The following is a 25,439-nucleotide window of genomic DNA, read 5'->3' on the forward strand; positions in this document are numbered from 1 at the left end:
GAGGAATCAGGAAATTTATTCTTGTTTTTCAGCGTCTTGTTTCGGTTTTTGTGCCATTGCAATTTTACATGCCTTGACCGCGTCCTCCAAACGATCCGCCGATATAATAAAGCGCCCCTTATGGCAAAATGTGAGCGTGCCAACCCCGGAAATCGTCTGCAACTCCTCCGCCGGCTTTCCTGCCCACGCTTCGGGGAAATTGCATTTCACTTCCTTGGTATTAAAGTCCGCCGGAATTACCTGCGCGTTGTACCCGCCCCGCTGCGAGGGATACACGACAAATTCTGCGTCGGATGGAATCAAAACCATTTTCCATGGAAGGAATCGCGGCAACCGTACGATGTGATCCTCCGACTTTGCAAGCGCGTCCTCCACGATTGTTTTTGCGCGAAGCACGCTGCGCACGCCTTCAAATTTTTTATTGAGGATGACAACCGCCAGTGCGACTGCTTCTTCAAAGCATTCATCGGGGGAACGGTCGGAATCCCAGTTAGGGTTGAACGAACCAATAACGCTTGCCAACGGATTGCCGCAGCCCGTGTTGTCGTCCTCATCCAGCGGCTGAATAAAGGTTTCATCAAAATGAGCAGCTTCCCGTTCGGCTTCTTCCGGAGTACAGCAATCATGGAAAATTTGTTTTCCAAATTCGCGCCACAACAGCCCGAGCGCCGCATAAGGGACGCCGTTTTCCCTCACCTCGGAATCCTCTTGATGGTGGTCAAACCGGCCGCGGCCAAGGTCGAAAACAAGGCCGTCGAACGATTCCGGCACCTCGAAGGCGCGCAGGATATGAATTTTAGGATTGAGTATTTTTAAAAGCGCGGCGGAAAACACGTCGTCCGCATGAAATTTTCCTCCGTGTGTGAGCGCAGTATTAGGGAGATCCATTTTTGCCGTCTCTTTTCTATTCGATATTTTTCGTTGGTTTTATTTTCTGCATCTTTTCCGGTTCCATTCCCTGCGTTTGCGCAGGTATTATGGAAAAGCCCGGTTTTTTACCCTTTTAAACTATATCACCAAACGGCAAAAACATCAAACGAGTGTACGGTGCGCCGGCCTATTATAACGTATTTTTCTGGTCCCGGTACTGCTTTGGTGTGCACCCCACCAGCTTTTTAAAGCTGCGGACAAAATTTTCCGTATTTTCATACTGCAGCTTTCGCGCAATTTCGGCAATGCTCATTTCGGTTTCCAACATCCACTTTTTTGCAATGTTAATCCGATATTGCAGCAAATATTCCCGGAAATTAATCCCCATTTGCTTTTTCAGAATCCGGCGGATATAGCTGGGGTGGTAATTCAATTTTTCAGCGCAGGATTCCAAGGTCAACTTGGTTGCGTACTCACTGTGAATGATATGGAGTACCGAGTCGCAGATTTCTTTCAAGTGACTGTCTGCGCTTCTTTCAATCTGCTGCATAACGGATTCCGCGACGGTTTTAACCAGCCACTGCTCCACTTCCTCTTTCCCGTGAAGCCCGTACAGCTGGCGGATATATTCCGAGTCGTTCTGGCAGGACTGCGCGCTGGTTTGGGTATGCACAATGGTAAGGCTGACCACCAGCCGCATCAAATAGATTTTATAAACGCACCGGTTGGACTGGATATCAAATATCGACGTGACGAACTGATGAATCATTTCGCTGCATTTAGCCCGGTCACAGGTTTTCACCGATTCAATGATTTCATCCTCCAGCTCTTTCGGGTAGACTGCGTTCTGATTGTTCTCGCTTTTTTCATCATCCACGAAAAAGACTGATTTATCCTCCAGAAAACGATAGTATAGGGTGTCGATGCACTCGTTGTATTTTTTATGTATTTCCCCGTATCCGTTTACGGCACGGCTGATGATAATGCTGACCTCCAGTTCCAGCTGAGTCCGCAGGAACAGCTGAATCTGATTTGCCGCTGCCATGGCCCGTTCCTGGTAATCCCCTTCCACCGACAGAATGGTGACCTGACGGTTGTTCACAATGGCGGATAGTGCAATGGAATGGTCCGCAAACATTTCCGTTACAATATTCCCGATTCCGTACAGGATGATATCCAGGTCGCTTTCCTTGTACTGCTTCTGGTTGACCAAATTGGGTTGAATCAGCAAAATTGCGACGGGCGGTGGCGGGTCCGGCAAGCCGTACAGGCTGATGCGGTTTTTCAGCAGGTCATAGCTGTTCTGCGTCGTCAGAAGCTTCATGACGAAATATTCCTCCAGCTTCTGCGCCTGAGCCGATATTTTCAGCTTCATGTCCGAATGGTCGGAAATCAGCCGGCTGACGCGTTCCTCAATCCGCTGAATTTCCCCTTTTGCGGCCGGATTGGGCGCTATGTCACCCTTGGTCAGGGCTTTGTCAATCCGCTGAATCGGCTGATAGGCAACCCGCGAAATGATAATGGAAGCGGTAATAATCACGAGAATTAGCAGGCAGCAAACGGAAAAGGTGAAATTGAGAATCGTGTTGGATTCCCGGGTAATTTCGGACATGGGCGTCACAAGGAAGTAGTACCAGCCATTATAAGAGGAATGAATGTAGCTAATTTCCCACCGGTCTTGCTGCGTTGCGGCTTCCGTTCTTCCGGTCGATTTCGAATTTTCATGAATTAACGTCTGAAGCTGCGATGAAAGCTCCTCAAGATTTTTGGAATCCATACGGTCCGAATAGATCATGTCCCCGTTTTTACCCAAAATAATCGTTTTTCCCACAGAGCTGTTTGCATGGATCAGCTTGCTGAATCCGCTGTAGGGAAGATCGATTTTTCCAATGAACACCCCATCGGCGCAGGTGTACTTCTGCACGGCGGAAACACAGCTTACCACAGACTGGTTCGAAGCGTTCCGAATCACCGCGTGGTCGTCCCACAGGAAATTGTCCGAGGATTTCAGATAAGAGGAAACGGCTGGGTTCAGCGTCTCGTAATCATTCAGGTCATAAATCATGTATTTGTCCAGCGCCCACTTTTTTTGTGCGTTCACCAAACTAACATTATATATATCAATGCCGCCGGAAGGCAGGCTGCTGATTTCGTCTTCCATTCGATTGAACGCTTCGAATTCTGTTCCCGACCTATTCGCATTGACCGACTGTGTAATGGAGGGCGAAGCGACAAACTGCAAAAGCGTTTTCCGGACCGAAACCAGTTGGTTTTCCACGGACATCTGCACCTGCTGAAGCTGACTGACGCAGCCGTCGCTCACCTTTCGCTGTATGATTTGAGCCGCGCTGTGGTAAGAAAACGCACCCACAACCACCGAAGGAATGGTGCCGAGCAGAATACAGGTCAAGGCAATTTTTATCAACGATTTTGATTTCAAAAAAGACATAGAATCCTCCCCATAAAAGTCATTTTGTGTGAAGCCGGTTGCCGCGACGAAATTCCGAAAAGAATTTACCATTGAAAATGTTTTATAGAGATTGCCGCAGGGCGAAGGCATGACTGTTTAAATTGGTGAAATACATCCTCTTTTATCCAATAGTATAATACTTTTTATTTAAAATGACATGTCATTTTAGCGCCAAATCGCCGAAATCCCATTCGGAATATAGAAATTCAGAATAAAATCCGTCATATTAGAGGCAGGATTTTGCTCCCGGCCTGCAGCGGGCCGCCGGCGGAATCAAATCTTAATTGTAGCGAGGAGCTTCAGTATGAGTGCATCAGCGAAAGCAGCATCCCCTCCGGCGGAGCGGAGCACCCTGTCCGAACGGATGCGGAAAACAATGAAACATGTAAAACGGGACAAATGGCTGCTTCTTATGGTCCTTCCCGGTCTGGCAATTTTTATTCTGTTCCGGTATGTGCCGATGTTCGGGCTGATCGCGGCCTTTGAGGATTACAAGGCATACCTTGGATTCTTCCGAAGCCGCTGGGTCGGATTCACTCATTTTGCCACCTTCCTGCAAAGCCCGAACTTTCTGCAGCTGCTTCGAAACACGGTTCTGTTCGGATTTTATAAAATGCTGTTTGTATTCCCACTTCCCATTATTGTGGCCCTGATGTTGAACGAAGTGAGGATCAACTGGTACAAGCGCGTGGTTCAGACGCTGATTTATATCCCCCATTTTATTTCCTGGGTGGTAGTGGCGTCCCTTACGGTCACTTTGTTCGCCTCACAGGACGGTGTGGTTAACAACCTGTTGGGAACACACACCAACTTTCTGGCGAATCCCTCCAGCTTCCGGGCGGAAATTATTCTGCAGCAAATCTGGAAAGAAACCGGATGGGGCACCATTTTGTACTTAGCCGCATTAACGGGGATTGACCCACAGCTGTACGAAGCCGCCGAAATTGACGGCGCCGGCCGTTGGAAAAAGATGTGGCACGTAACGCTGCCGGGCATTCGGGGCACGGTGGCCATTCTATTCATCTTGGGTATGGGAAGCTTTCTGAACACGGGGTTCGAGCAGCTTTTGCTGATGCTCAATCCGCTTACGCACAGTGTGGGCGACGTTTATGATACCTTTGTGTACGACATCGGTATTAACAACGGTCAATTAAGCTACTCCACTGCCATCGGCCTGTTTAAATCCGTTGCTTCCCTGATTCTGATCATCGCTTCCAACCGAATTGTGAAAAAACTGGGCGAAGACGGCCTGTACTAAAAAAGGGAAGGAGGGTTTTATTTTGAAGAAAAAAAAGTTTCATTTCAGCCATACGTTGTTCAACGGCGTGAATATGGTGATTCTTCTGATAATGGGGCTTACCTGCCTGCTTCCATTCATTTTCGTCATTGCCGCATCGTTGAGTTCTCCCGAAGAATTAATCAAATATAATTTTATCCTGTGGCCGAAGGGGTTCACACTGGACTCCTACAAATATGTGCTGTGCAGCACGGACTCGGTCGCCCGCAGCTTGGTTGTCTCCGTCAGCATGACGATTTTGGGAACCATCATCAATCTTGCCTTTACCAGCTTTATGGCGTATCCCCTGTCGCATTCCAACCTGTTCGGATATAAGGTTATTATGAAGCTTGTCACCATCACCCTCGTGTTCGGCGGGGGAATGATTCCCACCTACCTGATTATTTCTGCCTATGGAATGCTGGATTCCTTCAGTTCGGTTTTGATTCCGGGCGCGGTCAGCGCCTATAATTTAATCGTATTTGTCAGCTTTTTCCGATCCCTGCCGAAAGAACTGGAGGAAGCGGCAAAAATTGACGGGTGCAACGACCTAGGAATCTTTTTCAAGATCATACTTCCACTTTCCACACCTTTGCTTGCCACCTTTACGCTGATGTTCGCGGTGGGGCACTGGAACTCTTGGTTTGATTACGTCCTTTATATCAACGACGGCGCAAAGTGGCCGGTTCAGGTCATCCTTAGAAATATTCTGGCGTCCTCCAATTCCGCAATTGGCGATACATTGATGATGGGCGATGACTATGTTCCACCGCAAGATGTGGTCCGCTACTGCGTGATTGTTGTGGCTACGCTTCCCATTCTGGTGATTTACCCCTTCCTGCAAAAATACTTTACCAAAGGGCTTACGCTAGGTTCCGTTAAGGGTTAACCTTAAGCAGCCGCTGATTCGGTCGCAAGACTGCAATTCTAAGCTGCAAAAACACGGAACAAAAGCACCTTTGAATTGCTTTCATCAGTGACCGCTTAATCATTAATAAGGAGGATCTTGTATGTACTGTAAACAGAATTTGAAAACCAAATGCGGCGCAGTCCTCTGCGCGGCGGCTCTTCTGGCAGGCGCGCTTTCCGGCTGCGGCGGCCAAACGAGCGCTTCCAGTGCGGCGGCAAATGCTGGCACTTCCGGTGCTTCCGGCACGACCAGCAAAGAACCGGTTTCCTTCACCGTGATTGTGCCTTACCAAGATGAACTTCCGAACAACAACAACCCGGTGCTGAAAAAAATTGAGGAGGAGACAAACTCCAAAATCAACATTGAATGGACTCCGATGATTTCCTACGGCGATAAGTACAATGTCATCATGAGTTCCGGGCAGATGCCGGACGTCCTGATCGTTCCGGACCTGAAGGCTTCCACCTACATAGATGCCGTTGCCAACGACCAGTTCTGGGATCTGACTTCCTATCTCTCCAGCGGAGAGTATGACGGGTTTAAAAACCTGAACGCCATTACCCTGAAAAATAGTACGACCAACGGAAAGAACTATGCGATTCCGCGTGAACGCACCATAAAGCGCAAGGACGTTTGCTACCGCGCCGACTGGGCAAAAAAAGCAGGCCTGGATGCACCGGACACCATTGAAAAGCTGTATAAAATGGCGAAAACCTTCGCCGAAGGCGACTTTGACGGCAACGGCAAGAAAGACACCATTGGCCTGCTGCTCGGTACCGTCAGCGATGGCGGCGGCCAGACCATCGACTGTTTGAACACCCTTGTGGTGGCAAATGGTGGCTTCAACAGCTGGGGTGTGAAAGACAATAAGATTGTCGCCGACAAGACCACGCCCGAATACCTGAAAACCATTAAGCTGCTGCGGCAAATGTGCCAGGAGGGCATTATCAGCAAGGATTTTGCCATTACCAAGACAACCTCTCAAATGAGCGAATACATTGACAAGGAAAAGGCCGGCCTGTGGTTGAACTATGGCCTCCCCGGCACCAGTGATTCCCTCCTGCTGTCCAAGCAGAAAAAAGACCCCAACATCAAGCGTTCCGACATCTACGGTTTTACCTATATGAAAGACGCCCAGGGCAACGACCGAATCCCTGCGGAAACGGGCTACAACGGCGGAATTGCATTCCCCAAATCCTCTGTAAAGGATGAGGCCCGGCTAAAGAGCCTGCTGTCCGTATTCAATTTCCTCAACACCAAGGAAGGGCAGCGCCTGCTCAACAACGGCATTGAGGGACGGCATTACAAGGTTGTGGATGACACGACCTGCACGGAAATTACAGGCAGCAACAGCAAAAATCTGAAAGCAGAATTGAACGGTCTGAACCAGATGGGCGGTGCAGGGAACCTCGTTTTAACCACGGTCAGCGACACCATTGGAAAGGACCTTGCCACGGCGCGTGTCACCTTTAAGGACACCGACCTGATTGCAGATGCTTCCGCACCGCTGAATTCCAAGGAATATTCCACCAACAATTCCAATCTGAACAAAGCTTTCGACACCGCACTGTTTAAATATATCCTCGGTGAAATCAATGATTCCGAGTTCCAAGCCGCAATTAAAACCTGGCAAACCTCCGGCGGTGATAAAATCGCGCAGGAGTTCACGGAAGACTACAACAAATCCATTAAAAAGTAAAAACCGGCGGACGGGGGCGGATTTTTCCGCCCCCGTCCTAGCAAAAGGACTTATTACGACCGAGCCGCGTTTTTGAAACACCACGGTTTCAAACCGGCTGCCTAAGAAAGGATACATCTGTATGAAATCGGTTCAGATAAAATGGCTGCAGCGCGGCGCAGGGAACCGCTCCGGCGTCACCTGGGGCGTCCCGTGGAAGCAGGGGGAGCAGCGGGCAGACGCAGATTTTGTCGTAACAGGCAAGAATGGTGCGGTGCATCCCGTGCAGACTTGGCCGTTGGCGTACTGGCCGGACGGAAGCCTGAAATGGAGTGCCCACGCTGCAGTGCTACCCGCTGGGGAAGATGAGCTTTTCCTCCGGGCAGGGCATGCGGAACCGGCGCAGGCCGTGCGGGTTGCCCGGCTGGAAAACGGTTCCGTTGAAATTGATACAGGACGGCTGCTCTGCCGCCTTGCCGTGGGAGGCCAAAAGGCAGTTGACTTCATTGCCTGCGGGGGAAAAACCGTCTGCTCCGGCGCTGTGCCGGAAGCTGTTCTGGAACATCGTGCGGATACCCCTTACGGTCGCAGGACGGAAACCGTCCGGTGCCCGGGGCAAATCGATTCGCTGCGCATTCTGCAGGAGGGCCCGGTGCGCTGCTGTGCCGAACTGAGGGGCAAGCACCGTTTGGAGGGGGAAGATCGCACCTTGCTTCCTTTTACCCTTCGGTTTTTCTTTTACGCCGGGGAGGACCGTATCCGCATACAGCATACCTTCCTTTATGACGGAGATCCGCAAAGCGACTTTGTAAAGGGAATTGGCCTTGCGTTTCAGGTTCCGATGGACGGGGAGCTGTTCAACCGGCGTGTTGCGCTGTGCGGGGACTCCGGATTCTTTTACGAACCGGTACAGCTGCTGCAGTCCTGGCGGCCAAAAATCACTCGGGAGCTATATCGAGCACAGCTGGAAGGCAAAAACATTGGTCCCGATTTCCCGGAATTCGCGGTCGCTGCACAGGCGGCAAAGGACATTCCGGCCTGGAACGATTATCGGCTGGTACAGGATTCCCCCAACCACTACCGCGTGGAAAAGCGCACGCATCCCGAATGCTGTTTCGTTCACGCGCTGGACGGAATCCGCGCCGGGGGGCTTGCTTTTGCCGGTGGGGCGCACGGCGGCCTTGCGGCAGGCATTGCAGACTTCTGGGAAAAGGCACCCCGTTCGCTGGAACTTTCCGGCATGACCGAGTCCTGCGCAGTGCTGAGGGCATGGCTCTATTCCCCGGACTGCGAAGCAATGGACCTGCGCCATTACGACACGCGCGCCTATGTGCAGACTTACTACGAAGGCGCAGAGGAGCTGCGCAGCACACCCTGTGGAATTGGGAATACCAACGAGCTTTTCCTCTGGGCTTTTTCACAAACCCCGGACCGGGTCACATTGAAGGACTGCGCGGAAACCGTCCGCTGTGCTCCGCTTCCCGCCTGTACGCCGAAATACTACCACGAAACCGGGGCCTTCGGCGTGTGGAGCCTGCCAGATTCCGGCAGTGAACGCCGGGCCGCCCTGGAACACCAACTGGATTCCCTCACAACGTTTTACTGCGAAGAAGTGGAGCAGCGTGGCTGGTACGGCTTCTGGAATTACGGCGATGTAATGCACACCTACGACGGCGACCGCCACTGCTGGAAGTACGATATGGGTGGCTACGCATGGGACAATACAGAGCTGATGTCCGACCTGGCACTGTGGTACCAATTCCTGCGCACGGGCAGCCGTAAGCTGTTCCGGATGGCCGCCGCCATGACGCGGCACGTCAGCGAGGTGGACACGTACCACACCGGGCCTTACCGGGGGCTTGGGTCGCGCCACAACGTGCTGCATTGGGGCTGCGGCTGCAAGGAGGCGCGCGTTTCCATGGCGGCACACAACCGTTTTCTATATTACCTGACGGCGGACGAACGGCTGGGTGAAATTATGGACGAAGCGGTAAACGCCGACTTTTCCACACTGGAACTCGACCCGATGCGCGCCTATTTCCCAAAGGACTCTTTCCCGACGCACGCACGCACCGGCCCCGACTGGTCCTCGTTCTGCTCCAACTGGATGACCGCCTGGGAACGCTTTCAAGATGAGGCCTGCAAAAAGAAGATTCAAACCGGAATAGAGTGCCTAAAACACATGCCGCTGCGCATGATTTCCGGCCCCACCTTCGGGTACGATCCGAAAGACGGAACGCTGCATTTCCTGACGGAATCCCCCGGGGAACACCTGATGATCTGCCAGGGGGAACCGGAAATATGGATGGAACTTGCCGGACTGCTGAATGACCCGCAGTGGAACGAAATGCTGGCGGAATACGGCCGCTTCTATCAGCTGACCCCAGAGGAAAAGGTACGGCAAAGCGGGCTGGAAGTCAAGGGGCAGGGATGGTCGTTTCCGCTGTTTGCCGCCTCCATGTCTGCCTTCGCAGCGAAATTTTACCATGACGACAAGCTGGCCGAAAAGGTCTGGAACATCATTGAATGCGACACCGCGGCTAAATTCCGCGCGGAACCCGCGCCGGACGGCACATACGCGCGCCCGGTTTCGGAAATTCAGAATCTTTCGACCAATGAGGCGGCCCAGTGGTGCTTAAATGTCATCCAATGCCTGGAGCTTATCGGCGACCGGCTGTAAGGGCCTGACTGCTTTTTATTGACGGAGGATCACCAAGTATGAGTGAAAAATTGATCTATGAAAACCGCCTTGCCACGCCGGAGGACATCATCTCCTTTCATCTGGAGGGGAACGCACAGATTACCTTTGAAAACGGAAGGATGCGCCTGAAAAATGCGCTGGACGAAGCCCTTGGGCAGAAAGCAAATTTCGTGCTGTGGTGCGACCGCGACTTTCCCGAAAATCTCCGCATCTGCTGGGATTTCTGGCCGGTGGAGGAACCGGGGTTGTGTATCCTGTTCTTCTGCGCCAAGGGTCGCCGCGGAGAAGACCTGTTCAGCCCGTCCCTAACTCCCCGCGCGGGCGAATACGAAAGTTACCACCACGGGGACATCAATGCTTACCACATTTCCTACTTCCGGCGCAAATGGGAGGAAGAACGTTCCTTTCACACCTGCAACCTGCGCAAAAGCTACGGATTTTATCTGACTGCTATGGGCGCCGACCCGATTCCCTCCGTGGAGGATGCCAAACCGCCCTACCACATGGAGGTGGTGAAAAATCGCAACGAAATCCAGTTTTCCATCAACAGCCTGCCCGTGCTTCACTGGCGGGACGAAGGCTGCGGCCCCGTACTGGGCGGCGGAAAAATCGGCTTTCGCCAAATGGCACCGCTTTGCGCGGAATACTCCAATTTAAAAGTATACCAACTTGAGGAACCATGAAAGGACCTTAACACATGAATTCAAATCAATCCATACAGATTTACATTGCCGGAGATTCCACCGTGCAGACCTACTCGCCGGAAAACGCACCGCAGGCCGGGTGGGGGCAGTTTATTTCCGACTATTTTACGAATGAAGTGAACTTTCACAACCATGCCATGGGGGGAAGAAGCTCCAAAACCTTTGTTGAGGAGGGGCGCCTGAACACGATTCTTCAGCAGCTTCAGCCGGGCGACTGGCTGCTGATTCAAATGGGGCACAACGATGCAAATCAGGCCAAGCCGGAGCGCTACACCGAACCATTTACCGAATTTCAGCGCTACTTGTCGATGTACCTGGATGGGGCGCAGGAAAAAGGCGCCTTTCCGCTGCTGATTACTCCGGTTGCCCGCCTGAATTACAAGAATGGCGACTATGCGAACGATTTTCCGGAATACTGCGAGTCCATGAAGCAGCTTGGCGCCCGGCGAAACGTTCCCGTCATTGACCTGATGAATGCGGCGCTCCTGCATTACCAGAAAATTGGCTTCAACGCTGCGCGGGAGTACTACATGGCGTCCTTCAACGGCACCGACTACACCCATTTTAATGAACACGGCGCAAGGCAGATTGCCGCACTGCTGGCGGAGGAAATTCGGGAAATGAACATTCTGCTTTCTCGGTTTGTAAAAGAAAAAGGAGAACAGGTATGAACGAACAACAGATTTTGACCCCGAAATTCCCCCACGTGCTCCACGGGGCAGACTACTACCCGGAGCAGTGGCTGAAGCATCCGGATATTTTACAGCGTGACCTGGAACTGATGCAGAAGGCCCAAATCAACTGCGTTTCCCTCGGCGTGTTCGCCTGGAGCGCCCTGGAACCGCAGGAGGGCATTTACCACTTCGACTGGATGGAAAAGGTCATTGACGACCTTTATCAAGCGGGGGTGTACACAATTCTGGCCACGCCGAGCGGGGCGCGCCCCGCGTGGATGGCGCAGAAATACCCCGAGGTGCTGCGCGTGTCAAACGACCTGCGCCGCAACACCTTTGGCGGGCGGCACAACCACTGCTACACTTCGCCCATTTACCGGGAGCAGACCCGCCGCATGGACACTGAGCTGGCCCGGCGTTTCGGACGGCATCCGGGCGTGATTTTGTGGCACCTTTCCAACGAATACGGCGGCGAATGCTTCTGCCCGCTGTGCCGGGAGGCATTCCGGAAATGGCTCAAGCAGCGCTACGGGTCGCTGGAAGCGCTGAACGACGCGTGGTACACCAGCTTCTGGAGCCACACCTACACCGACTGGTCACAAATTGACCCGCCCCTGCGCACCGGCGAGGGGCGGCTGCACGCGTTGAATCTGGATTGGAAACGTTTTGTCACCCATCAAACGGTGGACTTCTGCCGCATGGAGGCGGAAACCGTGCAAAGCATTGTGCCGGAGCTTCCCGTTACCACCAATATGATCGGCTTTAAATCCAACTTGAACTATTCCAAATTCCACGATGAACTGAACGTGATCGGCTGGGACTCTTACCCCGTTTGGCACAAAAGTGATGCAGATGACCTGGAAGAAGCACAGCAGGCGGCATTTACCCATGATTTTATGCGCTCCTTAAAGCATCAGCCGTTTCTGCTGATGGAAAGCACCCCCTCCACCGCAAACTGGATGGACGTAAGCAAGCAAAAGCGCCCGGGAATGCACATGCTGGCCTCTATGCAGGCGGTTGCGCACGGTTCCAATTCCGTTGAGTACTTCCAGTGGAGGCAGAGTCGGGGCGGGTGCGAAAAATTCCACAGCGCCGTGGTGGACCATTATGGCGGGGAGGACACCCGGGTGTTCCGTGAAGTCGCCGAAGTAGGAAAGCGGCTGAAAAAGCTGGAGGAACTGGGGCTGTGCAGCAGCATCAACCGCCCGCGCGCCGCTGTGATTTTCGACTGGGAAAACCGCTGGGCGGTGGAAGATGCACAGGGCCCGCGCCGGTGTGGAATCAAATACATGGAAACCGTTGCATCGTTCCATAAGGCGTTCTGGGAGCTGGGAATTCCGGTGGATGTGGTGGATATGGAGGCCGACCTTTCCGGATACCGTCTGATTGCTGCACCGATGCTTTACCTGTGCCGCGCCGGGATTCAGGAGAAACTGAAGCAATTTGTGCGCGGCGGCGGAACACTGGTGGGCACCTACCACAGCGGCGTGGTGGACGAAAGCGACCTTTGCTATTTAGGCGGAACCCCCGGCGGAATGACCGACCTGTTCGGGCTGCGCATCGAGGAAATTGACGCACTGTACGACGGGCAGGCCAACCGGATGCTACTGACCGGAACGCACCGGCCGCCCCTGAAGGCGGAGTACCCGGTTTTCGAGCTGTGCGAAGTGGTCCGCTGCACCTCCGCCAAGGTGCTGGCGGAATACGGGGAAGACTTCTATCGCGGCTGCCCCGCACTGACCGTAAACGACTACGGGCAGGGCCGCGCTTATTACCTTGCCGCCCGAACCGATTACGCGCTGACCCGCGACCTGATTGCCGCGGCTGCCGCCGAAGCGGGGGTAAAGCCCTGCCTCTGTGCGGAGTTCCCCCATGGGGTCATCGCCGTAAAGCGCGACGGAACCCCAAACCTGATTTTTGTTTCCAACTTTAATCCGCGCGCTGTTACCGTGCCGTTAAATGCCGAATATCAAGACGCGGAAAGCGGGCAGCTGCTTTCCGGCAAACTGCCGCTATCCGCGTATGAAGTCCGTATTTTGACCGATTCGAATAGTTCCAATTAAAGTGGCCGGTACAGACGAAGGAACACCGGCCCGAGCAGGCCGGATTCCAGCCCGGCGCCAGAAATCCGGTTGGCTGCACTGTTGGTGACAACCAGCCGGAGGGACCCGATGTGCCGCTGGGCCTCTTTCGTAATCTCGAACCGGTAAGGTGCCCACAGGCGCACCACGGCCCGTTGCCCGTTGACCCAAAGCTCCGCCAGCTCCCGCACATCGCCGCAGTCCAGCTGAACGCTCCGAATTTCCTCTGGAACAGCAATGTCACAGGAAATCTCGTAAATTCCTTTCCCGGAATATGCTTCCCGCCCCGGCAGCAGGGTCCATGATTTCAGCTCAGTCAAGGGGATTTCCCCGTCGCTATCCTCAAATCGCAGCGTAAAGCCGGATAGGGGAATGGAGATGCATTCCGTCAGTGGTTCCTCCGGAAGCCCCGGGGCAATATCCGTTCCACTGCGCAGAATTAGGGATTCCCTGCGAGGAAGATTCAGGCGAAAGAAAATCAGCCCGTTTTTCCTCCCGGTAACAAATGCCGGCGAAACGGTTCCGTCTGCGGCGTTCCACACTTCCAGATTTCCGTCCGCGCGAATGCCGACTTCCTGCTGAATGGCGGTTTCCCCTTCGTTTACGAAAATGGTGAACCGCGTGCCGCCCTTGTTCAGCCGGCTGACTCGCAGGGCGGGGCAGTCCAGCGCGAGCACATCCGGCTCCATCCGGGCAGAAATGGCTCGGGCGGCTTCATCCGGTTTCGAAATCCAGACGGTATTCTTTGGCCAGGATTCGGACCCCAGTCCGCAAGCTACCACAATTCCACCGTTTTCTGCAAAGCGGTGCAGTAGGGAAAGGGTACGCGGCGATACGACGTGCGGAGCCTCTACCACAATGGCGCGGTAAGCCTGGTTTCGGATTTTGATTTTTCCGCCGTCTAATACGGCATTTTCCGCAAGGAATTCCTGCTCCAGATAATTGAATTCCATCTGCTTCTGCTGCAGCCCTTTCGCGCAGCGCCACGGCATATAGCTTTTCCCGCAGAGCACCGCAATCTGCGCCAGATTGACGGAGTCGGTGTTTAACCAGCACATCCGCTTCGCATAGGAGGAAAAGACGGAGAAGTAATCCCACCACAGGTTATTGGGGCCCACATCCGGTGCGCGTTCGTTTCGGCGGGCCTCCCCCGCGATGGAATAAAAGAACGCATGAGGATACAGCAGGTTGACCCCGCGCACGAACAGCCAGTCTAAATACCATTTTAGGTCGTCGGCGGAAAACTCCCACTGCCGCCCGTGCGGCCCACAACACCCAAAGCATTCGTTCGCATTGCGCCGGCGGCCAAACTGCCGTGCCGCGTCGGAAGCACATTTTGCGAGTACGCTGTCCGGCCCAGTCACACCGTTTTCTCCTCCCGGTTCCACACAGCGCCATACAATATCCTGCCCGGGAATCTGGAAGCAGCGCTCCACGCCAAAATCCCAGCTTTTCGCCGGGTGGCCGGTCAGGGCAATACCGTGCGCCGCGCACCACTCCGAAAGCGGGCGGTAATACGTCTGCTCCAGCCGTGTGCTGAGCGCTTCCTCATAGCGTGCGCGCAGAGCGCCGGTCTCCGCCCCGCGGTCGTACCAAAGGGCGAGCAGGTCCTGCGCTTCCCCGCCCAAGGAACGGTAGAAAGAGAGAAACCCCTGCGTCCACGGCTTCAGACGAGTTTCGTCCACGCACCGCCCCAACAGACTGGGCTCATCGGTGAACATGGCCACAACCGTACTGCCTAAGGCATTTCCCAGCTCTCGCGCGTATCGGTCATAGGTAATTTCAATAAACTTTTTTACAGAGTCCGGATTCAGCAAGTCTGCGGCGGCGGGTGCGCCGGACTCCCCGTCGTCCTCGCCAAAGTGAATTCCCCGGATGGTACCGCGGGAATATGTAGAAATCATTAGAATCAAATCATGGTCCGGCAAAAAAGGAAGGTCCAAAAGGCGGTCCAGTTCCACCGGGTGCACCGCGCCGGTCAGCGTGTTTTCATTCACCCGACCCTCGCAGGAAAACGCGGCCTCCACCTGTTCGCCCGGTCCCAGCAGGGCGAGTAGATTGACCGGCTCCCCCGCATGAACCACCGCTTTGCGCAGTGCCCGCGCGGCAAATTTTGGGTTAGCTCGTACCACTAGGCCGTGCGCCGAGCCGGACGGGTACATTCCCTCGTCGTAAAGCACGACCCGCATCCCGCGCAGTTCCGCCTGCCGGACCAAAAAACGCACGTCCTCAAAGTACTGCTCACCAAGATACTCATAATCTTCCGGCAAACCCATGCGGGGATGAAGCACAAAGCCCTGTATCCCTTTTGCGAGAAAATCATCCAATTGTTGAATCAGCTTTTCCCGGCTGAGCCGGTCGTTCAAAAACCAAAAGGGAATCATGGAAAACTCCGCATCCGGATTTTGAAATTCTTCTTTCATCCTGCGGATGGTAAAATCTTCGTTACTCTGCATGCTCTTTCTCCTCCGTTTTTATGGCGCTGTGAATGTTCGAAATAGTTGCAAGCTCGATTCATACCGGTTCGCCCGGAAATAAGATTTCCGGAAAGAATCTGCAGTAAATTATAGCACCGCACCGGCGACGGGAAACCGTGCTGACAGTGCGACCTTTTGAACCCAAGCAGTCATTTTAGAACCAATTTCATGCCATGTGAAAAAATCCTGCCTTTTTCCCGATATCCGGACGGAAATCCGGCTGTGCCGCATCGAGCAAAGCCTTGGCCGTCAGAGAAAGGAGTCATTCTTATGAAACCATCATCTATCTTTCATAAAGCATTTGTTTTTAGAGTAAACCATTCCGATCTTGTTCCCAACGAGGTGACCCCGGCCGGTGCTGTCCCCGTTACGCCGGAGGACTGGTATTCCGAACCGACCGGATACGGCTTTGTAACGACAAAACAGCTGGAAGAAGACGAAGCACTTCGCATCCCGGAAACCGGCAGCGGGTTCTTGCCCGGCGGAAACTCCGATTTTTGTGGGGAAGTTCTTGCTGCGCGGAGCGCTTCCGGGTACTCCGGCTGCCGCGCAGCTGCACCGGAAGTTCCCCTGTATTTTCGTGTTTGTGTGCCCCGCTCTGGAAATTATCACGTAACGCTCACGCTCTGCGGGCTTGGGCAGGAAAAGCGCATTTCCGTTTTCGTCGAGCGCCGCCGCTGCGTGCTGTGGAACGCAGCAGTCGCGGAGGGAACGCTTTTGCCGGTTTCTTTTACCGCCAACGTGTGTGGGATTATTCCGCGCGGTCAGAAAATGGAACAGGAGGACCGCTGGCTGGACTTTACGCTGGCAGGCGACGGGGCCTTCCTGGTTTCGGTAGAAATTACCGAAGCGCCCGATACACACACCGTTTTTCTGGCGGGCGATTCTACGGTAACCGACCAGCCGGCGGATATTCCGTATTCCCCGGAAAAGAGCTACTGCGGCTGGGGACAGATGCTCCCCGCGTTCCTTAGGAAGGGTATTGCCGTTTCCAACCATGCACACTCTGGGCTTACCACAGAAGCGTTTTTTGCAGAAGGGCACTGGACGATTGTAAATCGGGAAATGAAGCCGGGCGACTACCTGTTCGTTCAGTTTGGGCACAACGACCAAAAACAGAGGACGCTTTCCGCCTACGGCGGCTACGCGGAAAATTTGAGGAAATTCGTCCGGGAAGCACAGAAAAAGGGTGTTCACATCCTTTTGATTTCCCCGGTCAGCCGGGCGTTATGGAATGCGCCGGGCGGCACCTTTAACGACCTGCTGGCCCGCCGGGCACAGGCCTGCCGCGCGGTGGCAAGAGAAATGGGCGTTCCCTTTCTGGACCTGCACGAATGGAGCATGGAATTCTTCCTTGGGCAGGGGCGTAAGGAAGCGGCACGCTGGTTTCATCCCGGCGACCGCACGCATTTCAACGACTTTGGCGCGTATGTGATGGCGTTTTTGGTTGCTCGGGAACTGGGCAGCTGTGGCTTTGCGGAGCTGGCGGAGCATTTGCGGGACCTGCCCCGAAACTTGGAAGAAGCTCTGAAGCAAAGCGGCGGTCTGGCTGTACCGCTCATGCAGGAAAAAACGGACGGCGGAGAAGTTAACGAAACAGGGGATTATTTTGACAAATCCCTAAGCGCCCGTGCGGCGTTCGGTGACGACATTGAAAGTATCCTGCAGGCTGTTTCCAACCGATATATTGCAGAAAACCCGGCGCAGCCCTATGTGTTCCGCCTTTCTTCCCGCGCGGGAATCCGGCAGGACGCGGAGTATCAGTACCGGTTTGGGTTCGACTCCATTTTCCCCGGAACCGGTCTGGGAAAAGTGGTGTGTGCGTGGGCAAAGTTCTGGAGCGATACGGACCGAACAGAATCTTTCCGGGCGGCACCGGACAGCCCGATGGAGATTTATGTAAACGAAGAACGCGTTTTCCGTTCCAATTACTATGAGGAAAAAACTCAAACGCTGGGTTCCCCGGTGCGCGCCTGCCTGAAGCAGGGCTGGAACAGCATTGTTCTGGCGTTCTGGAAAACGGACCTCGGCTTTGGCGGAAGTTTCGGCACCCCGTTTTTTAAAAACAAGCCATGGCATTTTCTTGCGCCTACGCCGGAACGCGATGGGCAAGAAGGCTTTGTGTACACAGAGCCATGTGACCAAATTCCAACGCTTCCCCGCCTGAATCAGCATGAGCAAGAAACCGGGCTTACATGGTTTCCGGTCTGCATATGGAATGAAACGGAACGAAGAAGCGGCTGCCTGAAACGGATTTTCGGGCTGCATCCGAGGCGGTTTGCCTACGGATGGACACGTGTTTTCTTTCAGGATAACACATCGGTCCTGCTGGAGGGGGAAAACACCGGGGAACTGACCGTGTTGATCGACGGAACAAAGGCGTTCCACACCAGCAGACGCGGCATTTTCTCGACGGAACTATCTTCCGGTGCGGGATGGAAGGACGTGGTAGTGGAAAGCCGCTGTACACAGGGCGACGACTGGGGCTTCTGTCTAACCTTCCTGCAAAACGGGGAAAAATGCCGAACGGCAAACCCCTGCATGCTGCGCGGCACAAACGACCCGTGGATTTACTGCGGAACCTTTGGAGAACGCCGCGACCCATGCGACCTTGCCCGCATGAGCCAGGTGTTCCATACGCCCGATGGGGAAGACGCGTGGCGCGCCGACCTGCCGCAAATGGCGGTTCGTCCGTTTTTGGAAACCCCGAATTATGCAAACTGGAATTACCCGGTGGGCGTAACCCTGTATGGGTTGATGAAAACCGGAGAGCTGCTGAACCGCGCGGATTATCGGGATTACGCAGCGCACCACATCGAAGCCTGCACCGAATATTACGAGTACGCGCTCTGGGATAAAAAGACCTTCGGCGCACCGGGCGTGGACGCACAAATTGCCGCGGTGGACAGTCTGGACGACTGCGGGTCCTTCGCTTCCTCCATGCTGGAAATGGCACAGGAAAGAGACTTGCCCGGATTCCGTGAAATTGCCCGCGATACGGCGGAGTATATTGAACACCGGCAGGCACGTCTGCCGGATGGCGCGCTGTACCGGTTCCGTTCGTCGCTGGAAGAAATGAAAAACACGATGTGGCTGGACGACCTTTATATGAGCGTCCCGTTTTTGGCGCGGTATTACCGGCTGACGGGCGACGCTTCGTGCCTGGATGACGCGGCGGAGCAGTTTCTTCTGTACCGGGAAAAAATGTTTCTGCCGGATTTAAAGGTCATGTCCCACGTATATTACACCGACCGGAAGCTGGCCAACAAAATCCCGTGGGGCAGGGGCAACGGCTGGGTGCTGTTCTCCCTGACTGAATTGCTCCTCATTCTTCCAGAAAGCCACCGCCGCAGGGAAACACTGCTGGACTTTTTCCGCACGCTCTGCGAGGGTTATCTTGCCCTGCAGGATCCCCGCGGCATGTGGCATCAGGTATTGAACGACCCAGAGTCCTACCGGGAAACCTCCTGTTCCTCCATGTTTGTGTGCGCGTTTGCACGCGGCGTGCGCCACGGGTGGTTCCGCGACCCTGCACCTTACCGCGCGGCGGCAGTGAAAGGATGGGAGGGCCTAACACGGAACGCGGTTGACCGCGGCGGAAATCTTTATGGAATCTGCCGGGGCTCCGGCCACTCCTTTACGCCACGCTATTACAAAGAGGACCTAAACTGGATTCTGAACGATACGCACGGGATTGGTGTGTTCCTGCTTGCCGGCGTGGAAGTGCAAAAGATGTTAAACCAAGACCGCGATAATTAAATCGAAATGCATCGCAACAAGATTCTATTGCAAAACAGCAATTCGAAGCCGCAAATAGGCTAGCTTAAGCGGTTTTCGAATTGCTGTCATCCTCGGTTCCCGTCATCGTTTCGATCCCGATTGTATAAAAGTCATTCACAAAGCAAAAAAGAAAGGGTTTAAACCATAGTGGTTTAAACCCTTTCTTCTTTAACTGGCGCGCCCGCGGGGATTCGAACCCAGGACCTTCTGATTCGTAGTCAGACACTCTATCCAGCTGAGCTACGAGCGCACTTATGATGCTGTTGATCAGTGACAGCTTTACTATTATATTGGATTGGTGGAGAAAAGTCAAGCCTTTTTTACGATTTCTGCTGCAGGGAATTTTTTTAATTCTTTATTCCATTTTCAGGGGTTCTGTGTTAAAATAATAACAATCAAATCAATTTAAGATTTCGGCGGTTTTCGTTTTCCGTTTGTAAGCTTAAAAATCCCATACGAAACAACCGCCGAATGAATGTAGGAGGTTTCGCCATGTCCGAAATTACAGGAACAGTCAGCAAAAGGTATTCCGCCAGAAGCTTAGTGACCACAGGCATGATGATTGCCCTGACCATCATTCTGGCCTTTACGCCAATTGGCATGATCCGACTGCCGGTGGTCAGCATCACCATTGCACACGTCCCGGCAATCATCGCGGCAATGGTAATGACCCTGCCAGAAAGCATGGCAGTTGCGCTCGCCTTCGGATTTTCCAGCCTGTTCCTCGCCATTTCTTCGCCGGCTTCGATTCTGGACCCTTATTTTGTAAACCCGCTCGTTTCGATTCTGCCGCGGGCACTCATTCCCGTAACCGCTTACTTCACCTATCACGGCCTCAAAAAGCTCATGAAAAACGTTCGCCAGGGCGACAGCATCGCCATCATTGTCGGTACCGTTGTCGGGAACCTGACCAACACATTCGGCGTGTACGCCATGCTGTATTTGATTTATGCCCAGCAGATTTTTGAAAAAACGGGCAAACCGGCGCTCAGCCTGATTATCGCGGCGATTTCCACCACGACGTTATATAAATGCATTGGCATTGTGATGATTGTTCTGCCGATTGTAAAAGCACTGAAAAAGGCCATACGCCGGTAAGGCGGTTAAGATTGCGGTGCTTTTTCCGTTTTTAAGAACAGCGCCGCGCAGCTTTGCGGTTCCAACCGAAGCAGTCCGGATTTCTCCGGCAGGGAACCGATAACCGCGTGCGCCCCGCACCAGCGGGATTCCAACTGGATGCTCCTGCTTTCACGGGTCGGGTTAAAGGCGCACAGCAACGCCTCTGAATCGTTCCGGCGCTCGTAAGCCATGCAGATATCCCCGTAAACCGGAACAAATGCACCGTCCTTCAGGACGGAATACTCGCTGCGCATCCGCCCAAGCATACGGTACCACTCCACCAGATCCCGTTCCTCACGCCCCCACGGGTAACATCCCCGGTTGAACGGGTCGCGGTAGCCTTCCATGCCGGCTTCATCCCCGTAATAGATGCACGGCACCCCCGGCAGCGTGAACTGCATCAGGGAAGCCAGCCGCATCAGCCGCAGCCCTTCCTTGCGTTGTTCGGGGCTCAGGCGCTGTTCGCTCTGCCATTTGCGGTCCTTGCCGCGAAGTGGCTCGCCGGCCAAAAAGGTAAGCGCGCGCACCGTATCGTGTGTGCCGATGTGGTTCATCAGGATGCGCGTGACCTGCGGCGGGTAGTTTTCCAGAATATCCAGAATCTTTTCCAGGCATTCCGATGCATTCTGCCCCGTCAGGTATCCAAGAATCGCATCGCGGAACGGATAATTCATCACGCTGTCCAGCTGGCTGCCCAAAAGATATTTTCGCCGCACGCCATAGGCCGTTTTATTGGAGGCATCCTCCCAGACTTCGCCCAAAATTACTGCGTCGGGGTCCCGTTCCTTCGCTGCTGCGCGCAGGTTGTCAAGAAAACCGTCGGGCAGCTCGTCGGCGACGTCCAGCCGCCACCCGGAAGCCCCGGAGGAGAGCCAGCTTTGAATAATGCCGTTCCTTCCGTTGATATATTCGTTATAGGAAGGGTTCAACTCGTTTACATTAGGGAGCGTGCTGAAATTCCACCAGCAGTCGTAGGAATTCGGCCACTGGTGAAACGTATACCAAGAATAGTATGGAGAGGTCTGAGAATGATACGCGCCCTCCGACGAATAGCGCCCTTCGCGGTTGAAATACACGCTGTCGCTGCCCGTGTGGCTGAACACGCCGTCCAATAGAATATGGATGCCCAGTGCCTTTGCCGCTTTACAGAGCGATTCAAAATCCGCACGCGTGCCAAGCAGCGGGTCCACACGGGAGTAATCCGCCGTATTGTACCTGTGGTTGGAATGCGCCTCAAAAATCGGATTCAGGTAAATACAGGTTACTCCGAGCGACTTCAGATAGCCAAGTTTTTCCTCAATTCCTTTCAGGTCGCCGCCGAAATAGTCCTGATTCGTAATTTCGCCGTTTTCATCCGGTTTCCAGTCCGGCTGCTCATACCAGTCCTGGTGCAGCCTGCGGTCCTGTGGAACACCGGATTTCGGCTGGCCGGAACAATAGAAACGGTCCGGGAAAATTTGGTACATTACGCCGCCTGCAAGCCAGTCCGGCGTTTGAAAACTGCGGTTGTAAACGGTCAGCTGCCAAACACGGCCGCCGTCCCCCAGAACACCTTCGCTGTCCGACCCGCGTGTAATCTTTTGGGTGCCGTGCCACGTATCCACGGAAAAGGAATAAAAATACAGTCCTGGCTGTTCCGGGGTAAAGTGGCACTCCCACCATTCGTAGCAGTCGCCGTTCATGCCGCACCAGAACATGCCAAGGGTCTGTTCCCTGCCGGTGGAATCGTTGAGCACGGTGAGCCGCGCGGCGGAACAGCGAAGGTCGCGCGGCATCGTTATTTTAAAATGAATCCGGGTACCTTCCGCCACCGCTCCAGCGGGGTCGCGGTATACCGGATTACGGGAATTAAACATAACTGCCTCCATGCCGTCTTAGTGAATTCATTGTAAGGAGAAACAGGCAATCTTTTAAGGGTAAACCGAAAACATGCGATTGCCTGATTGAGCGCACCGCATCCGTAAACCAATTGTTCCTTTAACTTCGGCAGGTGGGGCGCATCTGCAGCAGCTTACTCCTTCTGCCGAATTTTCCGCCCGTGGCGGCCTTCTTCCGGCACCGGAGTGGCGTGCCAAATGCGCTCCGCGTACTCCGCAATGGCGCGGTCGGCGGCAAAACGCCCCGCGTTCGCAATGTTGGTCAGGCACATGCGCTGCCATTCCGACTGGTTGGCATAAAGCTCTTCCGAACGTTTCCGTGCGCGAGCGAAGGACTCAAAATCCGCCAAAACCATGTACGGGTCGCTGTTAACCAACGAATCGCCAATATGATGAAAGTCAACGCCGCCAAATCCCCGGTTCATCTCGTCAATCGCGCCGCGGATGACGGCGTTTTCCTGATAAATCCTGCGTGGAATATAATTGGGCCGCAGAGCGGTGACTTCTTCGGCGGTCATGCCGAAAAGGAGGATGTTCTTGTCGCCCACCGCCTCGCGAATTTCCACGTTTGCGCCGTCCAGCGTGCCAAGCGTGACCGCACCGTTAATCATGAACTTCATGTTGCCGGTGCCGGAAGCCTCGGTACCCGCAAGGGAAATCTGCTCGCTGATGTCCGCGGCGGGCATCAGCAGCTCCGCCAGCGTTACGCGGTAGTCTTCCAAGTAGACAACCTTCATTTTTTGGTTCACGCGCGGGTCGCTGTTAATAGTATTACCCAAATTCACAATAAAACGGATCATTTCTTTGGCAAAATAATAACCGGGCGCAGCTTTTGCTCCGAAAATATAGGTGCGCGGGGTAAATGGAGCATCCGGGTTTTCGCGCAGGTATTGATAAACGGTCAGAATCTGAAGTGCGTTCAGGTGCTGCCGCTTATATTCGTGCATCCGCTTTACCTGCACGTCGAAGATGGAATCCGGGTTCAGCGCAATTCCGTTTTCCTTTAAGACATACTTTGCCAGCCGTTCCTTGTTGGCACGTTTGATTTGTGCCAGCTTTTCCAGCACCGCCGTGTCATCCCGGAAGTTCATCAGTTTCTCCAGTTCCCCTGCGCGATGGAGGTATCCGTTGCCGATGAGATCGGTAATCAGGGAGGCAAGCCTCGGGTTTGCCTGATTCAGCCAGCGACGGTGTGCAATGCCGTTGGTAACGTTTGTAAACTTTTCGGGCATTTCGGTGTAAAAATCATGGAACACACGGTCTTTCAAAATTTCGCTGTGAAGCTGCGACACCCCGTTTACGGTGTGGCAGCTTGCTACGGCAAGATTCGCCATTTTTACATAGCCGTCGTTCAGCGGCGCCATACGCCCAACTTTATAGCCATCCACACCACGGGCATGCTGCTCCGCGCAGAAGCGGCGGTTGATTTCTTCCACAATTTGATAAATGCGCGGAAGCATCATTTTGAAAAGATCCACGCTCCAGCACTCCAGCGCTTCCGGCATGACGGTATGATTGGTGTAGGAAACGGTGCGGGTCACAATATCCCACGATTTTTCCCATGAGTATCCGCATTCGTCCAGCATAATGCGCATCATTTCCGGAATGGCCAGAACCGGATGTGTATCGTTTAAATGAATCGCGGCCAGTTCCGGCAAATTGTCGAGCGTGCTGTTGCGGAACAGATGGCGGCGGATAATGTCCTGTATGGTGGCAGAGACCAGAAAATACTGTTGGGTCAAGCGAAGGCTTTTGCCCTGAATGTGGTTGTCCTCCGGATACAGAACCTTGGTAATCGCCTCCGCCATGGCGTTCTGTTCCATAGCGCGCAGGTATTCGCCGCTGTTGAACAGCTTCATGTCGAATTCAGGGGAGGAAGCCTCCCAAATGCGCAATCGGCTGATTCCCTTCCCCCCATAGCCAGGCAGATACATGTCGTACGGAATGGCCAGCACGTTGGTATAATCCTTGTGTTTTACCACATGATACTGGTTGTTCCAATACTCTTCAATCCGACCGTTGAAATGAACCTCCACGCTTTTTTCCGGCACGGCCTGCATCCAGATTTTTCCCCCGGGCAGCCAGAAATCCGGCAGCTCGGTCTGCCAGCCATCCACCAGCTTCTGGCGGAAAATGCCGTATTCATACCGCAGGGAATACCCCATGGCCGGGTAGCCCTGCGAAGCAAGTCCGTCCATAAAACAGGCGGCAAGCCGGCCCAGCCCGCCGTTGCCCAACCCGGCGTCCGGCTCCTGCTCATACAGGGCATCCAGCTTTACGCCGAGCTCCTCCAGCGCCGCCCGAAAGTTTTCTTCCAGCCCCAGGTTGAACAAGTTGTTTTTCAGCGAACGTCCCAGCAGGAATTCCATGCAAAGGTAATACACCTGCTTGGTTTTGGTTCGTTCCGTGCGCTCCCGGTATTCGGCACGCTCCTGCGCCATAAAGTCGCGAACCGTGAGCGCTGCCGCTTTATAGTACTGTTCATCCGTGGCGTTTTCCGGACTGACGCCGAAGACGGATTCCAATTTTCCCAAGATGCTTTTCTTTATTGCTGCGGTAGAACGTGTTCCACTGGAAAACTTATTGTTCATAAAAGATTCCTCCATGATTGCCCGGGCGGGCCTGCCAAAACCAATAATTTATGTTGATTATATACCAATTATCCGGTTTTTTCAACTGTAGTAAAAATCGGAGCAACAGGGATAAAAATCCGCTATATTTACCATTATATCAAGGTTTTTTCGGTTTGATACAACGTCCATACGGACATGCTCTATTATTAGCAAAATAATGCCTATATTTATGAAGCTTGAACAAAATAC

At 53.7% G+C, this 25,439-nt stretch carries 14 protein-coding genes and 1 tRNA gene; 9 read left to right on the forward strand and 6 right to left on the reverse strand.

Annotation, left to right across the window (positions count from 1 at the left end):
• Nucleotides 1-15: 15 nt before the first annotated feature.
• The gene (locus ACSVDI_RS00615) at nt 16-888 is read right to left on the reverse strand and encodes an MYG1 family protein (protein WP_457943958.1); all 873 of its coding nucleotides are present in this window, start codon (nt 886-888) and stop codon (nt 16-18) included.
• A gap of 172 nt (nt 889-1,060) precedes the next feature.
• Nucleotides 1,061-3,319 (reverse strand): helix-turn-helix domain-containing protein, encoded by a 2,259-nt coding sequence (locus tag ACSVDI_RS00620; RefSeq protein ID WP_457943959.1) that lies wholly within the window; start codon nt 3,317-3,319, stop codon nt 1,061-1,063.
• Nucleotides 3,320-3,644: 325 nt separating this feature from the next.
• Between ACSVDI_RS00620 and ACSVDI_RS00625 the strand changes: the two genes are divergently transcribed.
• From ACSVDI_RS00625 to ACSVDI_RS00655, 7 genes are all read left to right on the forward strand, one after another.
• Nucleotides 3,645-4,598, forward strand: a complete 954-nt coding sequence (locus tag ACSVDI_RS00625) for an ABC transporter permease (protein WP_457943961.1) — start codon at nt 3,645-3,647, stop codon at nt 4,596-4,598.
• Between the two features lie 22 nt (nt 4,599-4,620).
• Nucleotides 4,621-5,505 (forward strand): carbohydrate ABC transporter permease, encoded by an 885-nt coding sequence (locus ACSVDI_RS00630; protein ID WP_457943963.1) that lies wholly within the window; start codon nt 4,621-4,623, stop codon nt 5,503-5,505.
• A 121-nt stretch (nt 5,506-5,626) separates the two neighbouring features.
• Nucleotides 5,627-7,225, forward strand: coding sequence for an extracellular solute-binding protein (locus tag ACSVDI_RS00635; protein WP_457943965.1), 1,599 nt, complete (start codon nt 5,627-5,629; stop codon nt 7,223-7,225).
• Nucleotides 7,226-7,346: 121 nt separating this feature from the next.
• The gene (locus ACSVDI_RS00640) at nt 7,347-9,884 is read left to right on the forward strand and encodes an exo-rhamnogalacturonan lyase family protein (RefSeq protein WP_457943966.1); all 2,538 of its coding nucleotides are present in this window, start codon (nt 7,347-7,349) and stop codon (nt 9,882-9,884) included.
• A gap of 38 nt (nt 9,885-9,922) precedes the next feature.
• Entirely contained in the window at nt 9,923-10,588 is a 666-nt protein-coding gene (locus ACSVDI_RS00645) for a DUF1961 family protein (RefSeq protein WP_457943968.1), read from the forward strand.
• 14 nt (nt 10,589-10,602) lie between these two features.
• The gene (locus ACSVDI_RS00650) at nt 10,603-11,280 is read left to right on the forward strand and encodes a rhamnogalacturonan acetylesterase (protein WP_457943970.1); all 678 of its coding nucleotides are present in this window, start codon (nt 10,603-10,605) and stop codon (nt 11,278-11,280) included.
• The gene (locus ACSVDI_RS00655; RefSeq protein ID WP_457943971.1) at nt 11,277-13,346 is read left to right on the forward strand and encodes a beta-galactosidase; all 2,070 of its coding nucleotides are present in this window, start codon (nt 11,277-11,279) and stop codon (nt 13,344-13,346) included. The genes ACSVDI_RS00650 and ACSVDI_RS00655 overlap by 4 nt, the downstream gene beginning before the upstream one ends.
• Here ACSVDI_RS00655 and ACSVDI_RS00660 read toward each other — a convergent pair.
• Nucleotides 13,343-15,820, reverse strand: a complete 2,478-nt coding sequence (locus ACSVDI_RS00660; protein ID WP_457943973.1) for a glycosylhydrolase-like jelly roll fold domain-containing protein — start codon at nt 15,818-15,820, stop codon at nt 13,343-13,345. The two genes, ACSVDI_RS00655 and ACSVDI_RS00660, sit on opposite strands and share 4 nt — an antisense overlap.
• A gap of 291 nt (nt 15,821-16,111) precedes the next feature.
• On the opposite strand from ACSVDI_RS00660, the gene ACSVDI_RS00665 reads away from it, so the two are divergent.
• Nucleotides 16,112-19,600, forward strand: a complete 3,489-nt coding sequence (locus tag ACSVDI_RS00665; protein ID WP_457943975.1) for a glycoside hydrolase family 88 protein — start codon at nt 16,112-16,114, stop codon at nt 19,598-19,600.
• A gap of 194 nt (nt 19,601-19,794) precedes the next feature.
• Here ACSVDI_RS00665 and ACSVDI_RS00670 read toward each other — a convergent pair.
• Nucleotides 19,795-19,871, reverse strand: a tRNA-Arg gene (locus ACSVDI_RS00670).
• 242 nt (nt 19,872-20,113) lie between these two features.
• On the opposite strand from ACSVDI_RS00670, the gene ACSVDI_RS00675 reads away from it, so the two are divergent.
• Nucleotides 20,114-20,719 (forward strand): ECF transporter S component, encoded by a 606-nt coding sequence (locus ACSVDI_RS00675; protein ID WP_457943977.1) that lies wholly within the window; start codon nt 20,114-20,116, stop codon nt 20,717-20,719.
• Nucleotides 20,720-20,724: 5 nt separating this feature from the next.
• Here the strand turns inward: ACSVDI_RS00675 and ACSVDI_RS00680 are convergent, their stop codons facing one another.
• Together ACSVDI_RS00680 and ACSVDI_RS00685 are read right to left on the reverse strand one after the other, a co-directional pair.
• Nucleotides 20,725-22,596 carry a glycoside hydrolase family 13 protein gene (locus tag ACSVDI_RS00680; RefSeq protein ID WP_457943979.1) on the reverse strand — a complete coding sequence of 624 codons (1,872 nt, stop codon included), beginning with the start codon at nt 22,594-22,596 and terminating at the stop codon, nt 20,725-20,727.
• A 155-nt stretch (nt 22,597-22,751) separates the two neighbouring features.
• Nucleotides 22,752-25,208: a glycogen/starch/alpha-glucan phosphorylase gene (locus ACSVDI_RS00685; protein WP_457943981.1), complete on the reverse strand. Its 2,457-nt coding sequence runs from the start codon at nt 25,206-25,208 to the stop codon at nt 22,752-22,754.
• Nucleotides 25,209-25,439: the final 231 nt, after the last annotated feature.

The organism is Caproiciproducens sp. LBM24188, from assembly GCF_054130445.1.